Source organism: Rhodovulum sp. MB263 (genome assembly GCF_002073975.1).
In the GTDB taxonomy this organism is placed as follows: domain Bacteria; phylum Pseudomonadota; class Alphaproteobacteria; order Rhodobacterales; family Rhodobacteraceae; genus Rhodovulum.
Genome location: NZ_CP020384.1, coordinates 732,405 through 747,266, shown reverse-complemented (window position 1 = coordinate 747,266; position 14,862 = coordinate 732,405). Strand labels below are relative to the sequence as shown.

The 14,862-nt window shown below is 58.1% G+C and carries 17 protein-coding genes and 3 pseudogenes; 8 read left to right on the top strand and 12 right to left on the bottom strand.

Annotated elements, in window-relative coordinates; translation table 11 throughout:
• Positions 1-56 precede the first annotated feature (56 nt).
• Both B5V46_RS03600 and B5V46_RS20360 read right to left on the bottom strand, forming a co-directional pair.
• Positions 57-1,124, bottom strand: coding sequence for an IS3 family transposase (locus B5V46_RS03600; protein ID WP_231119277.1), 1,068 nt, complete (start codon positions 1,122-1,124; stop codon positions 57-59).
• A pseudogene (locus B5V46_RS20360) lies at positions 1,091-1,243 on the bottom strand (transposase); the annotation flags it as partial. The gene B5V46_RS03600 and the pseudogene B5V46_RS20360, both read right to left, overlap by 34 nt.
• Before the next feature lie 405 nt (positions 1,244-1,648).
• On the opposite strand from B5V46_RS20360, the gene B5V46_RS20145 reads away from it, so the two are divergent.
• Positions 1,649-1,819 (top strand): hypothetical protein, encoded by a 171-nt coding sequence (locus B5V46_RS20145; RefSeq protein WP_196774328.1) that lies wholly within the window; start codon positions 1,649-1,651, stop codon positions 1,817-1,819.
• A gap of 43 nt (positions 1,820-1,862) precedes the next feature.
• On the opposite strand, the gene B5V46_RS20140 is transcribed toward B5V46_RS20145, so the two are convergent.
• The 3 genes from B5V46_RS20140 to B5V46_RS03585 all read right to left on the bottom strand — a co-directional run bounded on the left by B5V46_RS20140 (position 1,863) and on the right by B5V46_RS03585 (position 3,034).
• On the bottom strand, positions 1,863-2,048 hold the full coding sequence (locus tag B5V46_RS20140; protein WP_080615313.1) for a hypothetical protein: 186 nt from the start codon (positions 2,046-2,048) through the stop codon (positions 1,863-1,865).
• A 123-nt stretch (positions 2,049-2,171) separates the two neighbouring features.
• Positions 2,172-2,387 (bottom strand): DUF982 domain-containing protein, encoded by a 216-nt coding sequence (locus tag B5V46_RS03590; protein WP_231119278.1) that lies wholly within the window; start codon positions 2,385-2,387, stop codon positions 2,172-2,174.
• A 440-nt stretch (positions 2,388-2,827) separates the two neighbouring features.
• The gene (locus B5V46_RS03585; RefSeq protein WP_080615311.1) at positions 2,828-3,034 is read right to left on the bottom strand and encodes a cold-shock protein; all 207 of its coding nucleotides are present in this window, start codon (positions 3,032-3,034) and stop codon (positions 2,828-2,830) included.
• Between the two features lie 380 nt (positions 3,035-3,414).
• Between B5V46_RS03585 and B5V46_RS03580 the strand changes: the two are divergent.
• Positions 3,415-3,861, top strand: a pseudogene (locus tag B5V46_RS03580) (integrase core domain-containing protein); the annotation flags it as partial.
• Positions 3,862-3,999: 138 nt separating this feature from the next.
• On the opposite strand, the gene B5V46_RS03575 reads toward B5V46_RS03580, so the two are convergent.
• The 3 genes and pseudogenes from B5V46_RS03575 to B5V46_RS03565 all read right to left on the bottom strand — a co-directional run bounded on the left by B5V46_RS03575 (position 4,000) and on the right by B5V46_RS03565 (position 6,218).
• Positions 4,000-4,563 carry an IS110 family transposase gene (locus B5V46_RS03575; RefSeq protein WP_369822807.1) on the bottom strand — a complete coding sequence of 188 codons (564 nt, stop codon included), beginning with the start codon at positions 4,561-4,563 and terminating at the stop codon, positions 4,000-4,002.
• Between the two features lie 32 nt (positions 4,564-4,595).
• Positions 4,596-5,333: pseudogene (locus B5V46_RS03570) on the bottom strand (LysR family transcriptional regulator); the annotation flags it as partial.
• An 81-nt stretch (positions 5,334-5,414) separates the two neighbouring features.
• Positions 5,415-6,218, bottom strand: a complete 804-nt coding sequence (locus B5V46_RS03565) for a hypothetical protein (RefSeq protein WP_155773924.1) — start codon at positions 6,216-6,218, stop codon at positions 5,415-5,417.
• Between B5V46_RS03565 and B5V46_RS03560 the strand changes: the two genes are divergently transcribed.
• On the top strand, positions 6,205-6,645 hold the full coding sequence (locus tag B5V46_RS03560; protein ID WP_155773923.1) for a hypothetical protein: 441 nt from the start codon (positions 6,205-6,207) through the stop codon (positions 6,643-6,645). The genes B5V46_RS03565 and B5V46_RS03560 overlap by 14 nt on opposite strands.
• 198 nt (positions 6,646-6,843) lie before the next feature.
• Here the strand turns inward: B5V46_RS03560 and B5V46_RS19550 are convergent, their stop codons facing one another.
• Positions 6,844-7,092, bottom strand: coding sequence for a hypothetical protein (locus B5V46_RS19550; RefSeq protein WP_155773922.1), 249 nt, complete (start codon positions 7,090-7,092; stop codon positions 6,844-6,846).
• Between the two features lie 549 nt (positions 7,093-7,641).
• On the opposite strand from B5V46_RS19550, the gene B5V46_RS03555 reads away from it, so the two are divergent.
• Positions 7,642-8,133 (top strand): metallophosphoesterase, encoded by a 492-nt coding sequence (locus B5V46_RS03555; protein WP_231119214.1) that lies wholly within the window; start codon positions 7,642-7,644, stop codon positions 8,131-8,133.
• A gap of 349 nt (positions 8,134-8,482) precedes the next feature.
• Here B5V46_RS03555 and B5V46_RS19545 read toward each other — a convergent pair whose 3' ends face one another.
• Positions 8,483-9,334: a hypothetical protein gene (locus tag B5V46_RS19545; RefSeq protein WP_155773921.1), complete on the bottom strand. Its 852-nt coding sequence runs from the start codon at positions 9,332-9,334 to the stop codon at positions 8,483-8,485.
• A gap of 1 nt (position 9,335) precedes the next feature.
• Positions 9,336-10,589 carry a TIR domain-containing protein gene (locus tag B5V46_RS19540; RefSeq protein WP_155773920.1) on the bottom strand — a complete coding sequence of 418 codons (1,254 nt, stop codon included), beginning with the start codon at positions 10,587-10,589 and terminating at the stop codon, positions 9,336-9,338.
• A gap of 107 nt (positions 10,590-10,696) precedes the next feature.
• Here B5V46_RS19540 and B5V46_RS03540 point away from each other — a divergent pair, with 107 nt between their 5' ends.
• The 4 genes from B5V46_RS03540 to B5V46_RS03525 are packed head-to-tail and all read left to right on the top strand — an operon-like array spanning position 10,697 to position 13,655.
• Positions 10,697-11,173, top strand: a complete 477-nt coding sequence (locus tag B5V46_RS03540) for a TIR domain-containing protein (RefSeq protein ID WP_080615303.1) — start codon at positions 10,697-10,699, stop codon at positions 11,171-11,173.
• Between the two features lie 9 nt (positions 11,174-11,182).
• Entirely contained in the window at positions 11,183-11,809 is a 627-nt protein-coding gene (locus B5V46_RS03535) for a hypothetical protein (protein WP_080615302.1), read from the top strand.
• A 14-nt stretch (positions 11,810-11,823) separates the two neighbouring features.
• The gene (locus tag B5V46_RS03530) at positions 11,824-12,954 is read left to right on the top strand and encodes a nucleoside triphosphate pyrophosphohydrolase family protein (protein ID WP_080615301.1); all 1,131 of its coding nucleotides are present in this window, start codon (positions 11,824-11,826) and stop codon (positions 12,952-12,954) included.
• 2 nt (positions 12,955-12,956) lie between these two features.
• Positions 12,957-13,655 carry a uracil-DNA glycosylase gene (locus B5V46_RS03525; protein ID WP_080615300.1) on the top strand — a complete coding sequence of 233 codons (699 nt, stop codon included), beginning with the start codon at positions 12,957-12,959 and terminating at the stop codon, positions 13,653-13,655.
• A 192-nt stretch (positions 13,656-13,847) separates the two neighbouring features.
• Here the strand turns inward: B5V46_RS03525 and B5V46_RS03520 are convergent, their stop codons facing one another.
• Positions 13,848-14,390 (bottom strand): hypothetical protein, encoded by a 543-nt coding sequence (locus B5V46_RS03520; RefSeq protein WP_231119213.1) that lies wholly within the window; start codon positions 14,388-14,390, stop codon positions 13,848-13,850.
• Positions 14,391-14,862 lie beyond the last annotated feature (472 nt).

Here is a 14,862-nt window from a genome sequence, read left to right as displayed (position 1 = left end):
TTTTGTATCATAGATTTCAAGTGATACACTGTTCCTTGTGCTGTGACCCCCGATGTTCATCCAGCTGAAACCAGAGTCTTTTGCTGAATTTGGCGCGGTTGCGCCGACGGAGCAATGGGCGATCTGCGCAGCAGTTCAGTTGCGCGAAGCTGATCGCCCATTGCGTTGAGTTGGGCGGCGAAGGCCGCCGGGGCCTGATAACCGAGGGCCGAATGCGGTCGCTCGGTGTTGTAGATGTGGGTCCAGCGGGCGACAGCCGCGCGCGCATGGTCGATGCCGAAGAACAGGGTCTCGTTCAGCAGCTCGTCGCGCATCCGGCCGTTGAACGCCTCGCAGTTGCCGTTTTGCATGGGCTTGCCAGGCGCGATATAGTGCCACTTCACCTGCATCTTCTCGGCCCATTCGAGGATCGCGTTCGAGGTGAACTCGGTGCCATTGTCCGAGACGATCACACCTGGCTTTCCGCGCCGCGCGATCAGCGTTGTCAGTTCCCGGGCAACGCGGCGGCCGGAAATCGAGGTGTCGACGACCGCAGCCAGGCTCTCCTTGGTGACATCGTCGATCACGTTCAGAATGCGGAAACGCCGTCCGTCGGCGAACTGGTCTTGGACAAAATCGACCGACCAGCGAGCATTCGCCACAGCCTCGGTCACCAGCGGTGCCCGTGTGCCGATGGCGCGTTTGCGGCTGCGACGCCGCCGCACGGCCAGGCCCTCTTCTCTGTAGAGCCGCTGCGTGCGCTTGCGGTTCAGCACATGGCCATCGCGGCGCAGGATGACATGCAGGCGTCGATACCCGAACCTTCGGTGCGTCTCTGCGGCGGCACGCAGCACATCGCGCAAGGCAGCATCATCTGGTCGCCGATGCTGATACCGCACCGAGGACCGATCTGCCCCGATCACGGAACACGCCCGCCGCTCGCTCATCTCATAGCTCTGTTTGAGATGGGCGACGGCCTCGCGCCTGGCGGCGGGCGTCACCATTTTTTTGACAGCAGATCCTTCAGCGCGGTGTTGTCGAGCATCGTTTCGGCAAGCAGCCGCTTCAGCTTGGCGTTCTCGTCTTCCAGGGCCTTCAGACGCTTTGCTTCTGACGGCTCCATGCCGCCAAACTTCGCCTTCCAGGAATAGAACGTTGCGCTACTGATCCCATGCCTGCGACAGACCTCTGCCGTCTTAGCCCCTGCTTCCTGCTCACGCAGGATCGAAATGATCTGCTCTTCGGTGAACTTCGATCTCTTCATATCCGGTCCTCTCATTGGAACGGACTCTAGCATCAGATGCACGAGTTATCGGGGGGCACAGCACTTGCATGTTAATCACCCATGACCAGATTTTTCAGCTGCGCCGCGCGCGTGTAACGCTCGGCCTCTTGAAGGGTCTGGTGACCACGCCATACCATAATCGCATGCGCAGTTCCGCCCGCTTCAGCGATGGCTGTCAGTCGCGATTTTCGAAGGCCGTGTGCAGACTTTCTGATGCCTGCGGTCCGGGCTGATTCTGCGATAAGGTTGCCAAGCTCCTTCACCGACCGGACCTTGCCGTTTGCCTCCAGGAAGGTGACCCGCCAGATGTGACCTGCTGGGCATCTTTCACCTGGCTCAGCTCCACAACCCATCCACTTGCAAAAGCCGGAAGCACGCTATCCCATGGCACGTGTGCGGGACATGACGCTCCTGACCTGCGCGCCGGTCGCGCAGGCGCCGCAGAGCGTTGCACCGGCCGCGCCCTACACCCGCGCAGCCTTCGGCTCGGGCTGGACGGATCCGGACGGCGACTGCCTCGACACCCGGGCCGAGCTGCTGGCGGCTCGACTCTGACGCCCTCGGGCTGCGCGGTGCGCCATGGCCGCTGGTTCGCGCCCTATACCGCCGCGACGCGGCCGAAGGCACGGGCGATCCGTACCATTGGGGTCAGGTCGAAAGCGATTACCGGGGCAAGGTGCGCCTGAAGGTCAATAATGGCCGCGAGGATCAGGCGGCCGAGGCCCGCTATGTCGCGGCGGCGCGCGAATGGACCGAGGCGCATCGGCTGCGCGGCGTGGCCCATGTCTACTTCGAGGCCGATTACGACCGCGATCTCTTCCCCAGCGGCGCGCCCCAGATCCGCGTCCGCGCCCGCGGCAAGGGACGAGCGCCCGGCAACACTGAAGCGAACAGATTTTTCGGGGAACTATCCTGCGCAGGCCGGTGCGAACCCGGCGGACAGGGCCGCGACGAGGAAGGCCTGGCGCGCATCCTCAACGGAACTCATGCATTCCATAGCGGATTCAACCTTGGCAAGTGCCGTGTGTCGGGCCCCGTCCGAGACCGGCCATCTGCGACGCAGCCAGTAGCGGGCTTTCTCGATCGTTGCAAAGCGTTCGGTGTCGCCATCATGCGAGGTCATCAGCACCATGGGGTGGCCCCATTGGATTTCCATCATTCGTAAAGTCTTTCTTTTCAGGTGATCGCGGCCGGCGCATACGGGCAGGCATTGCTTCGCCACCCCGTGCCGCCCGGCGCGGAAACAGAAGGGGATCGCGCCGACCTCGTCCCGGTCGATACCCATCCATGCGGATAGGGTGCGCGGCACATCTGAGCGGAGACAAGTCTGGCTGCGATCAGCTCCGCCGTATCGGCGGAGCCGGGCATGCCAGGCGCTTCGGATGCCGCTGAGTTACGTCGGCAGAGCGCAGCCTTTGCCTGGTGCACTCTTCCAACGGGCACTTCAGGATCCTGAAGCTCATGCTGCTATTGCGGTGCAGGCGGAAACGCGAAGGCTGGATAGGCCCTGATGTTTCCCGCCTGAACCAGCGACACCCGCGAGCGCGTGTCGCTGCGAAGGCTTTACGCGAGCGCCAGGTTGCTGGCGGACTCGCGGCCGTCACGGCCGGTTTCGATGTCGAAGGTAACCTTCTGACCGTCTTCGATGTGGCTGATGCCTGCACGCTCGACGGCCGAAATATGAAGGAAGATATCCTTACTGCCGTGTTCCGGTTGAATGAAGCCGAAACCTTTGGTGCTGTTGAACCATTTCACGGTGCCATTGGCCATATCCGTGTTCTCCTAAAGTAATGCTGCCCACAGGATCGCGACAGCCCGGCAAAAGTCGATCCAAGTCGATCAACCGAAACCGGGTCAGCGGCAGCAGCATTTCGAAGAGAAAAAACGTTAGCGCTTCGTGTATGAAGGCCAAGGCCTGCCAATGCAAGGATTCTTTTCTTACGGCTGAACGCACCAAGCTTCCCTCACTTGTGATCCTCGGGGCTGAGCAACCTTCGATGGTCGCATTCGCCCGCCACTGAGCGCGTCGGTGAACTCAAGCAGACTCTCCCCCTGATGGCGAGGTACACTCTGCCGTGCGCCCATCACCCGCTGCCGATAGCGGCCACTCAGCGTTCACTCCCATCACCGGTGACGGCACTTAGACGCGAAAGCCCGCTTGCATCGTCAGCGACAACGGCACCGAGTTCACCAGCCGCGCCATCCTGAAGTGGGCCGACAAGAACGAGGTGCCCTGGCATTACATCGACCCGGGCAAACCGCAGCAGCACGCCTTCATCGAAAGCTTCAATGGCAGCCTGCGCGACGAGCTCTTGAACGAGGAGATCTTCGATAGCCTGGACGACGCCCGCCGGAAGCTGGCGCTCTGGCGCTACGATTACAACGCCGTCAGACCGCACTCGTCTCTGGGAAACAAGACGCCACTCGAAGCGCACCGGACGCTTGAGCAATTTGAGGGCCCCGCGCCCGGCGCGCTTGCCCAGAACGTCATGTGTGGATGGCTCCTGCATAGCAAGCGGGAAATGACTTTAATTCACCCATTCAGAGGAGGTCGTGTGTCCGGCCTGTTTGCGCGGCCTTGCAACCGCTGGCCCTGATGGCTTCCGCGGCCCGGGTCCCTGTCAACTTTGCGGGCTATAGCGCCCCGGACGTTCGGCGGGTTCTCCCGGTTTCGCGGCTGTGGGTGTCTCCATCATCTCGTCGGTCTTGCTATTCTATGTGTCGGGCTTCCCGCATCATGCACATGCACATGCACATGCAGGTCGCGGCGACCAGGCTTCCTCCCGTGTCAAGACGGCCCAGATGATCCTGGCCGTCTTGTTGGCCATGGCGATGGTTGCCAGCCGGAACGGCTTTCTCTCCAGCAGCTTTCTCAGCCACGGGTCTCCCTTGTCCGGCCGGACCTTCACCTGCATGGCGCGCGAGGTCATGCCGACCACGAGAAGTTTGCGCAGGTACTGATCCCCCATCTTCGTGATCCTGCCCAGCCTTTCCTTGCCCCCGCTGGAATTGTTCCTTGGTGTCAGCCCTGGCCATGCAGCAAACTCACGTCCGTTGCGGAACTGACGGCCGCTGCCGATGGTGGCGACGATTGCCGAGGCCGTAACCGGTCCGACGCCCGGAATGGTCTGCAGCAGTTTCATCCGGCGGTCCGCCCGCGCCACGGCCTGCAGCCGCAGGTCATGCCAGCGCACGAGGTAATCGGTCGACAGAAGCTGCCGGCAAAGGACGCGAATGACGTCCTGCCCGATCTCGGGAATGTCCGGCTCAGATCCGTCCAGGACATGCGGACCAGCCACCCATCCGCCAGTTCGGTGGTGACCAGCGCCTCCGGCACCCAGGCGACGCCATGCCCCTCGAGCACCATGAACTTCAGCGCTTCGGCCAAAGACGTTTCATTGATGTGGACGACATGCATGTCCGGCGTGCCGTCACGGCCACGCGCCAACGAACTCAGCCGGAAGAGGAACGACCCGCGTGAGTATTGCAAGAGCGGCAGACTCTGGCACGGCCGGTCGAGCGGGAAGTGCAGCGGGTTCGCCACCGCGGTCAGATTGTCCTGCCCGATGGTCAGATGCGGATACTGCACCGGGTCCAGCGCCAACGGCAGGCTGTCGTGGTGGTAGGTCAGCATGAAGTCATAACCGCCCTCGGTAAGCGCCTGAAGGCACTGCGCGTGGTTCTCGGGCAGCACCCTGCTGGACAGATCGCCCAGCCGCTGCCGCATCTGCGTCAGCCAGTTGGGCAGGAAGGTCATGGTCAGGCTATGCAGCGCCGCAATCGCAATCGTCACAGGGGCCAGCATCGCGCCACCGTGGCCGCCCAGCTTGGCCCGGCTCGCATGAAGCAGCTGGACGACTTCTTCGGCCGTTTCCTGAAAGGCGAGCCCACTCTCGGTCAGGGCGACGGGATAGGTCGACCGGTCGAGAAGCTCGGCGCCCACCCAGCTTTCCAGCGCACGGATACGGCGGCTGAAGGCGGATTGCGTGACATGCCGCTCCTCGGCCGATGCCGAAAAGCTGCGCGTCGCCGCGAGGCTGAGAAAGTCTTCAAGCCACTTGAGTTCCATGAGGCAGCTGCTCTTCCATTTACCCGAACCCGGCGCTCCGTCCCCACCGCGGCCCGATGCACCGATCGGTGCGCCTGCACCTCAGCGGGACTGCTCGAAACGGACGCTGCCTTGGGCTGTTTCACCAACAGGGACGATGCCAATGCCGTTCTCCACGCCGCGCTCGGTCAATACGACGGCGGCCAGAATTACAAGCACCACGAATGTCATCGCAACGATGGTGAACAGGCCGTTCCACGCAAGGGTGATCTGTGCGGGCTCGACCCCTAAGGCTCCGGCCAGGACGACCGAGCCCGTCGTGAACGGCGATGCCCCGAAGGCGACACCCCACCCCGCGGCAAGCGAAAATGCCAGCAGGTTCGGCTCCAGCGCCTCCGAGGGAATGGCGGTAAAGGTCCCGGCAATCAGCGAAGCTGCGACCAGAGGGTTGAGGCCCGCAGCCGAGAATACGGTAAGGGCGACGGCGACGCCGGGGTAAAGGACATAGCGATTTTCGACCAGGGGGCCCATCACCGCCTCCAACCAATCCTGCGGCAAGAGCGGTGCCACTGCGGCGGCCATGAACCCCGCGGCCCCCAGGGATGCGATCTCGGGGATCGCACGGACGAAATCGGTGTCCCGGCACATCCGCCCCCGTTGGGTGATTGCGCCCCGGACCGTCCCCCCCGCCTGTCGCGCCTGGAGCGCTGTCCACAGGACGCAGGCAATGATCGCCGCGATCATGACCGCGCTGAGTAGCGGGATGTCGAACACCAGGTGCAGCCCGCCGATCGCCACACACATGAAGGCGACGACCCCAAGCACCTCGATCAGCGCCGCCCAGCTCAACCGTAGTGCGGCGATATTGATGCAGGCCGGGTTCACTTCACGGTTGGCCGCGATCAAAGCCGTCAATGACACTGGCGCGAATTTTGAGAATGCCGCTGACATGAGAGCTTGGATGGATTCTGAGGCAGTCGTTGAACTTGGCCAAGACGCCGAGTGGCCAACGCCAGAGAGCCATGAGCTATGGCTGGATTTCACCACCAGCTATGTGCCCCCCGAGCGGAGTATCTGGAGTACGCAATCTGCAACCTTCGAAGCTGAATGGCTCAACCCAGAAAATGTGCCTGCGACTGGGGTGGCTGTAAAACTTGTCGATCATGGAAACGAAATTCTGATCCTTTCTGCCAAGATGGAAAAAATTGGTCGACTTGCCGAGCCGCTCATCATGATGTCGCAGGGCATAACCACAGCGCGAGTCGCGCCGGACAACCAATACCTTGATGTCGTCTACCACGGACCCGAAGACTTGAACCTGCTCGCGGCGTAATCCCCAAACTGACCGTAGCCATCCATGCCGTGAACGAATGCTCACCGCCCTTCGAGCCAGGGCGCATCGCCTTTCTGCGCCGGGCGTGAGGGGTATCTATGGGCCGCATAAAGCCACAATTCCCTTCCCAGAACTGTGACACTCCGTGTCTTCGTTGGTAGCTTTGAGCCCAGTACCCCAAGAAGTCCTCGGGGGGCGTCAATCAGGTCTGATCTCGCGCTGATGGCGCGCAAGAAGCGTGACCAGTCTCCGGCCGGAAATTACCTTCTGGCGCTTGAGGTGTATTAGGCCCCGTTCGACCGGGTCGAGTTCAACGTCGTCTCCACAGACGCGAGCAATGTTGTTGGCGTAGACATCGGCTCCGGTGACGGGCACCTGACATTTTCTCCGACGCTGATATCGGCTCAGGATCGTAGCGACAGCTTGCGTCGGCTGAATGGTCTTCATCGGAGTTCCCATTGCTTCTAAGCGACCTCGTGTCCAGGGTCTTACCATCGCAAGCCAGCCCCACTGCGCCATGCTCAGGCTCAGGCTCATACAGGGAGGGCGCAACGGCCCTCCGCCGGATCCGTCGCTTCATGCCACGAACCGCACATCCCCTTCATACACGAAAGGCGCCGGAGCGTCTGCCCCGGCGCCTCTATCATCGTCCTTCAGAGAGCAGCCCAGGGGCACCAGGCGGTACGTTTCGCCCTTGACACCCCTTGCGCAGACTTATGCTTCCGTTTGCGCATTCATCTGCTTTCTCTGACTGTGGCGCTCCACCTGACATTACCTATCAGCATCTAAAAAACTCTTTTCTTTTCAATTCGCTTTGGTCCCACCGGCACAGCTTATTGACACAAAATTTCATAATAAATGACCTTCATCCAAAGAGTTTGGTGCGGTTAAGGAGCGCAACTCCCTGCCTTCGCTGAGGAGCGGCAGAGCGTTCCGCGTTAGCCGGGGCAGTCATCTCGGCTGCCCAACCTCACAAGAACGGGCATCAGTCTCCTCATGCAGCATGCCTCGACATCCGAGATGAACGCCGCGTTGATCGCAAACTTCCAGGCCTGCGTCCGTCATGACGATGACCTGTGGATTCTGGGGGATTTCGCGTTCGGACGCGCCGAGGATACAGCACAGTTCGAAAGCTGGTTTCACAGCCTCCCTGGGCGCAAGCACCTGATCATCGGCAACCACGATGATGAAGCGGTGATCTCGCTACCCTGGGCAAGCACCGAGTACATGGCAGAGATCAAGGACGGCGATCAAAGCCTCGTCCTGTGCCATTACCCGATGATCACATGGAACGGCGCTCGGCGGGGTGCTTTGCAGCTCTTCGGCCATGTTCACGACCAATGGCCCGGCTCCCGCAACAGCGTGAACGTAGGCGTCGACCAGTGGGACTTTCGCCCCGTGCGGGTTTCCGACATCGTCAGTCGGGCTGCGAAACTGCCCGTAAACAAGCACTGGCATGATGTGGAGCACGGGAACGAGCTCAGTTGAAAGCGCTGCGCTTGGCAGGCAGCGCCCGTCGCACGCAGCCATTCCAACACGATGGAGGTCTTCTCCTCAGACGAATGATGCTCCCGCGTACGCCAGAAAATGTCCCTTTACCATCGCCTCAGCTTATTGGGGTCGGCATTATTGCTTTCTTGAGTTCCACTCCTTGGTGGCCTTGATGAGCCTAAAACCTCCGCTACACAGTTAAATCAGATATCTCAGAGGCGGAGAATGCGGTCAATCAATCATCGCCCGTCACGCCTTTTTTGTATGATCGACTAGTCAAGTGCTCCTTGACATTTTTGGCGCCCATCATTCGAGGCGAAGTATATATCTTAAGGGAACGTCAGTCTTATAGAACCCTCCCGAGTCCGCGCCCTACGAGAGCTGCTATTTCGCTTGGCCGATATGAGGCTGCGAGGAGGCTATTCTCCTCTTCACTCAAGCCATTCTCCAAACCATCCCATTCCATCCGGGTGGCAACTTCTGCAACCCGTTCAAGACTATCCAATAAGCGGGAATCATATTTTGGCTCTGGGCTCACAGGAAGCCATTCTGCACTTCCAGGATGGAGAACGCGGATAATGTCCACCGTGGCGCCGCCGAACCCACCCGCCAAGAAGACAGGCTGTTTATTTTCAAGAGAGAGCAAGACTTCTTCTACGATGCCAGGCATAGCGCCTTCAAAACCATCGCGTTTTCCACCGACTACAATGCGGGCGTCGGTGTTCTTTGCCATGTAATTGCGCAAGCCACTGAGCGCCATGGCCCTTTCTGTGGAAGAGAACTCGCTTACTGGCTGCTCATTCAGAGGGCCCTCCAGACGAACCCCATCGCTGTCCAAGAAGTGAATCTCACCAAAGAGACCAAGGAAGTCTTTCTGTTCGGCGATCTGTTCCTTGCTCATCGACCGATGAATGCTCCACGCCAAGCAAACCTTCAGAGGCCTGTCACGGCGACCATAGCGATGAAGTTCTTCGATGAGGAAAGTCGTGATGCCTTCGGGCTGCAAGTGCCCACCGTAATAGAGGTCACCGCCCGCGATGACAACGGAGCGCACGAGTTCTCCCAAGGTCATGCGGAAGTGGGTCTCAGTGAGGCCTAGACGATCGAGGTCCGGGCTATTCGAGACAGAAATTCCTAAGCGCTTGCCTTTCAAGGCATCTGCAGGCAGCAGTTCGGCCCTTTGCTTATCGTCGGCCACTTTAACCTCCTCTGGTCGCAAGCTGGCGTGGTGTCATTATGTCGATATCACGGCCCAGCTGTGTGCTCTTTGCATATTCTTGTAGTACCTCCCGCTCGGCCTCTCCGAGAGGCGGATCAGGATGCAGTATGCGCAAGGCACCCTCTGCCTCCCTCAGAACTCCGGACGCGAGCTGAGAGCCGATCCAATGGAGTAGGGTTAGCGGCTCGGGCGCATGGGGTGCCCACCAGGCTATATCCAGCTCCGGGCGCTCGCCGGATAGATCTTTTTGGTGTAGCCAGAGCGCCCTCTTAAGGCACTCGTCTACGAGCAGATTGAGGGCACGATAGACATCCCTTTTCTGCCAGCGGCCATCGACTTTTCGAACCGCCACTCGTGGGACATGATCCATCAGAAAGGAGCCGCGCTCCTCACCAAAGCCGATAGCGTCCATCATTATCACCGGCATGCCATTGGTTTTCGCCAAGGCAATTTCGCGCTGACACCACGAGCGGCTGGCGTAGAGATCGGTACGAATGGCCAGCATCGCGCTCTGACTAGCATTCCCTCTGAGCTCAGCATCCCAGTCAGAGCCTGGCTGAAGGTCACTGGCATCGAAATACTCGCGCAGCCGCGTATTCCCAATGACTTCACGCACTAAATCGACCAAGGCGTCAACGTCTTCACCTTCAGAGCTGCTATGACGCTTGGTGTGGCTAATGAAGGTTGTCAATCGATCCATCTCATCCGGCGAGACCAGCTGAGCTATTCCTTGCGTTAGATCGCGGCACAGCATGCTCAGTTGGCTTTCACCAAGCTGCTCAGGCCTCCCGGCAGCGACGAACTGATAGCCCCCCAAAATATCGCCTAACTTCGTACCATTCGTGGCACCGCCTGACAGCAAAAAGGGGTAGATTCCGATTTCACCGGGTGCTCGCGCCTGATCCTCTTGGAGCGCAGCGATGTATCGACACCAACTCGACGTTTCGTCCTCGACGCTAGCGGCGAGTTCTGTGCCAAGTAGAGGAACGATCACAGTGAACCTGGCCGGTCGGATACCGTTCGGAGCAGGATGAGCGCTATTGTAGATCGGCCTTGGTGCGGTTCCGGAGCCTTCCCAAGGCGTGCTGCGAAAGGAGACCTGAATCCCTCCCCCAATGACACCTGAGAATGTCGGGCCATGCATGAAGTGTTTGAATATCGCATCAGCCGTCTGGAGACCCGACGTATCCTGCGGATGCCAGACGATGAAAACTTCGATGATTGGCGGTAGCATCGATTTCCTTGACTATCGGACTTGATCTGAGCGCGCGCCGGACACATGATATCGTGGAAGTGACTGCGCGGACGTCAGCATGTAGTGTGAAGCAGAGGATACCATCAATGAGCAAGGGCAGCAAAAATGTTTTTATTAGCCACATCCACGAAGACGATGCAGGATTAGCCGATCTGAAGAATCTTCTGAAAAGTAAGGGGATGGAGGTCAGGGACGGCTCCATAAACTCAGACAAGCCCAACAACGCAAAATCTCCAGACTACATTAAATCTCAAATTCTTGCGCCCAGAATTGATTGGGCTAGCACACTTATAGTTTATATCACTCCGGAAACAAAAAACAGTGAGTGGGTGACTTGGGAGATCGAGCGGGCTCGTGAAAAAGGCAAGACCATCGTCGGTGTTTGGGAGCAGGGATCGAACGGTTGTGAAGTTCCGGAAGCGCTTGATGAGTACGGCGACGCGATCGTCGGCTGGAACGCTGATAGGATCATCGATGCGATTAATGGAGAATACGAGCGCTTTGAGGACCCAAAAGGTCAGCCTCTCCCACCCCGCGCTATTCGCCGCCATCCGTGCGCATGAGGGTATAGAATGAAAGCCCTCCACAGCTACGTTGTGCGCTTCGATAGTGGGTTTGCACCCAATCCATTTTATGGATTTTGCACTTTGGCAACCTGCAAGCCTAGCATCAGGCAGCATGCCGCTATTGGGGACTGGGTCGTTGGCACCGGCAGCAATCGCAAAGGGGTGCGACGTGGAGGGCATCTCGTCCATGCGATGAGGGTCCAGGAAGCATTGACATTCTTCGAGTACTGGAATGATCCACGCTTTTCTGGCAAAAAGCCCAATCTGCACAGCAGTTACCGGAAGGCATGCGGAGATAATATATACAGCCCTGACCCTGGCAACGGACGCTGGGATCAGCTCAACTCGTACCACAGCACCATGGATGGAAAGCCTGTTCAGAAGCATATTAACCGCGGCACCTCAGTGAACCGGGTTCTTATTTCCTCTGAATTCATCTATTTCGGTGCTGAAGGGCCGCTGATTCCTCAGGAATTACGCGATGCCGGCCTCATACACTCTGGGGTCGGGCGCAAGAAAATTTGCCACCAGGATGTGATAGATAGTTTTGAAGTTTGGTTAGCCGATCTTGGCATCCAAGGCTATCAAGGTCGACCATATGACATGATAGAAGAGGCACGAAAACGGAAATGATAAATTTAAGAAGCATGCCCCAGATTTCAATTTCTGATTACGAGAAATCCGTTGCGCTCACAGATCGTTTTACTGACGATGAGATTACGCCGATATTGCTCGGTCTTTTTGGTGAAGTCGGCAGCGTCATGAGCACTTCCAAGAAGCTTCATCGGGAGAAGGGCGCCTTTGAAGCTGGGTATCGACGCGACGTTGAAGAAGAGCTGGGCGACACGCTTTGGTATGTTGCTGCGCTTTGCAGGAGGCTCAAACTCAGCTTGTCCGAGCTTTTCGTTGAGGGGACTTCAGACGATCAGTTTGCCGCAGATATCACCGCAAATTCGGATCCAAGCGCCCCCATAGCACGTGTGATGACAGCAAAAGGCCTTGGACCACTCGACGACGTCTTATTAAAACTAGGAGAAGAATCCGCCCGACTTCTTGGCATCGAGTCTGATGAGAAGATTGCCAAGCCCATAATGATTGAATTTGTACGCGCCTACATTCAGGCCGTGCAGGCGTCAGGAGTGTCCTTCTCTGAAGTCTTGAAATCAAACATTCGAAAGTCTACTGGACGCTTCCTGAAACCGTCTCCAGAGTCTCTTCCTGACTTCGATTCCGGCTTTCCAACAGAGGAGCAACTTCCGCGTCGATTTGAGATAGAGATCACGCAAAGGTCGAATGGAAGAAGCTACCTTAGATGGAATGGAGTTTTTATCGGGGACCCGCTCACGGACAATATCGCGGACCCAGACGGTTATCGCTTTCATGACGTTTTCCATTTTTCGAACGCAGCCATTCTGCACTGGTCCCCGACCTTCAGAGCATTGATCAAACATAAGCGCAAGAGTGATCCCAATGTTGATGAGGCGCAGGACAGTGGCCGAGCAATTGTTGTCGATGAGGGCGTATCCGCCTACATCTTCGCGCATGCTAAAGCATTGAACTTCTTTGAAAATCAGACCTCCGTCTCCTTCGATTTACTGAAGGCTGTGAGCAACTTCGTTCGCGGTTACGAGGTTGAGAGATGCCCGCTTAATCTTTGGGAGACTGCCATCCTACAGGGGTATGGGGTCTTTCGTCAGATGCGTGAGAATAATGGTGGTATCGTGGTCGGAGATCGAGATAGGAGGACCATTGAGTACAGGCCGCTGAAAGGAACGTAGCTGTGAGCGCGGATGATATACTTAAGGCCTTAGAACACCTAGATTTTGAGAACACCTTCAACCCCTACTTCGAGCGATGCCCCGATCACGATTCCAAAGAAGCCCCTGAAATCAGGCGGTTTTATCTGCACGCAATGTTAGAACGCGCAGCCGTAGCCGATCTTGATGCTATCTGGGTCGGACGTGATCTCGGCTATCGTGGCGGCAGAAGAACCGGACTTGCTCTCACAGATGATGTCCATTTTTCGAGCCATTTGAGTCGCTGGGGTCTGGAGCCTGAACGGCCAACGTATGGAGAGCCAGTGGCAGAGCGGACCGCCTCGGTGATTTGGAATATCTTGCTTCAGGTTCAGGTGCCCATTTTTTTGTGGAATGTCTTCCCGCTCCACCCTTTCGAAGAAAATAAGCCATTCACTAATCGCGCCCATAACGCAAAGGAGCGAAGGGCTGGGACCGATATACTTGTTCACATCGTAGAGTATTTGAGGCCAAAACGTATAATCGCCGTTGGAAACGATGCCTATAAGGTTGTTTCCTCAGCGGTCTCGTGTGGGAATGTCTCAAAGGTTCGCCACCCCAGTTATGGCGGGCAAAGCGAGTTCTTGGCAACGATGGAGAGCCTATATGCGGATGTCATGGAAGACCTTGAGCCTGACCTGTTCTCCGCGATGCGGCGCAGTGAGTTGCATTTGCATTCCTAGGCAGCAACGCGTTCCTACCCTGTACACTCCCACCCTAGCAGGCTGCTGAAAAACTCCGGCGAAGTCGATTTCGACGCCAAGGCCCTTCATTTACTTCTCTCGTCGAGGTGATGAAAACTCGTCGCATCGGGACCTGACGAGCGAGGCGAGAGCTGCGCGTGTCAGACCTTTTTCAGCGGCCTGTTGGGAGACTCAGTGAAGGCCGGCGGAGAGTCTTGTCCCGATGCTTCCGAAACACTCCTCAAAGCGTAGCAATAGCCAGACGACCATGGCGTCGTCAGCGAAGTCCTCGGTCACTGCGGCGAAGATGTCGTCGATCTCGTCTTGGGTTTCGCGCTTCGCCAAGCTCGTCGCGTTGCGCACGAAGACCGCACGCCGGTACCCATCCTTGAAGGTCAGCCGCAAATCGAAATGATGGGGGTACACACCCCTCTGGCGACGGCAATAGTAGTAAACAGGGGCAAGCTGCACTTCCAGTCCATAGAGTTCGGGGCTGCGAAGGGCATCCAGGGCGACGGCGTATTCGGACTCGCCATCGAAATGGTAAACCTGCCGGATGCCGCCCGTCATCGGCGTTGCGAGAGCTGTCGACACACGCTTGACTGTGTCGCTTCGAGTCAACGGATTGCGGTCACCTGCATAGGGCAGAACCCCGTGGATCGGCGCCACCACCAGGGCTGGCTGTTCCTTCTTGGGTGCCGGTTGGTCCTGCAACCAGTCTTCGTAATTCGACATGCCGTCTCCGTTCCCGGAAACGAGGCGTTTCCGGGCTAGTCATCTTTTCATCCTGGAGCTCAGACCGCGCTTGCCCGGACCGTTCTCGGCCTCTAGCGTGGCAAGTGATACACGGGCGATCTTTGCCCCAACTTCCAGGCGCGCACCCGAGGGTGCGCGTTTTCTTTTGCGCAGAGCCTGGTCCTCATGGACCGCCGACCCTGCACATGGTGAAGGTCCGCGAATCCGCTGAAAATCCAAAACAGAAAAATGCGCCCGGCCTTCAAGGCTTTCGCTAAATTGGAGTCAACCCCCTGAAAATGCGAAAAAATATCCTCTAAATTTTCTTCAGATGACCACTTCGGGGGCCATCGGCGCCACGTTTCCGGGGCCTGCAGGACGAGCGCGGCCATGTTCTCGCAAGGTGATGAGCAGGACATCGCGAGAAGAAAGTTGCGATGCGTCTTGGAGTGATCATCCCCTGAGGCAACGA

What these genes read in the sequence shown, in the direction of transcription:
- B5V46_RS20145 (WP_196774328.1), top strand. Translation starts at nt 1,649, where the DNA reads ATGGCACGTGTGCGGGACATGACGCTCCTGACCTGCGCGCCGGTCGCG.
- B5V46_RS20140 (WP_080615313.1), bottom strand. Translation starts at nt 2,048, where the DNA reads ATGGGCCACGCCGCGCAGCCGATGCGCCTCGGTCCATTCGCGCGCCGC.
- B5V46_RS03590 (WP_231119278.1), bottom strand. Translation starts at nt 2,387, where the DNA reads ATGACCTCGCATGATGGCGACACCGAACGCTTTGCAACGATCGAGAAA.
- B5V46_RS03585 (WP_080615311.1), bottom strand. Translation starts at nt 3,034, where the DNA reads ATGGCCAATGGCACCGTGAAATGGTTCAACAGCACCAAAGGTTTCGGC.
- B5V46_RS19550 (WP_155773922.1), bottom strand. Translation starts at nt 7,092, where the DNA reads ATGAAGACCATTCAGCCGACGCAAGCTGTCGCTACGATCCTGAGCCGA.
- B5V46_RS03555 (WP_231119214.1), top strand. Translation starts at nt 7,642, where the DNA reads ATGCAGCATGCCTCGACATCCGAGATGAACGCCGCGTTGATCGCAAAC.
- B5V46_RS19540 (WP_155773920.1), bottom strand. Translation starts at nt 10,589, where the DNA reads ATGCTACCGCCAATCATCGAAGTTTTCATCGTCTGGCATCCGCAGGAT.
- B5V46_RS03540 (WP_080615303.1), top strand. Translation starts at nt 10,697, where the DNA reads ATGAGCAAGGGCAGCAAAAATGTTTTTATTAGCCACATCCACGAAGAC.
- B5V46_RS03535 (WP_080615302.1), top strand. Translation starts at nt 11,183, where the DNA reads ATGAAAGCCCTCCACAGCTACGTTGTGCGCTTCGATAGTGGGTTTGCA.
- B5V46_RS03530 (WP_080615301.1), top strand. Translation starts at nt 11,824, where the DNA reads ATGCCCCAGATTTCAATTTCTGATTACGAGAAATCCGTTGCGCTCACA.
- B5V46_RS03520 (WP_231119213.1), bottom strand. Translation starts at nt 14,390, where the DNA reads ATGTCGAATTACGAAGACTGGTTGCAGGACCAACCGGCACCCAAGAAG.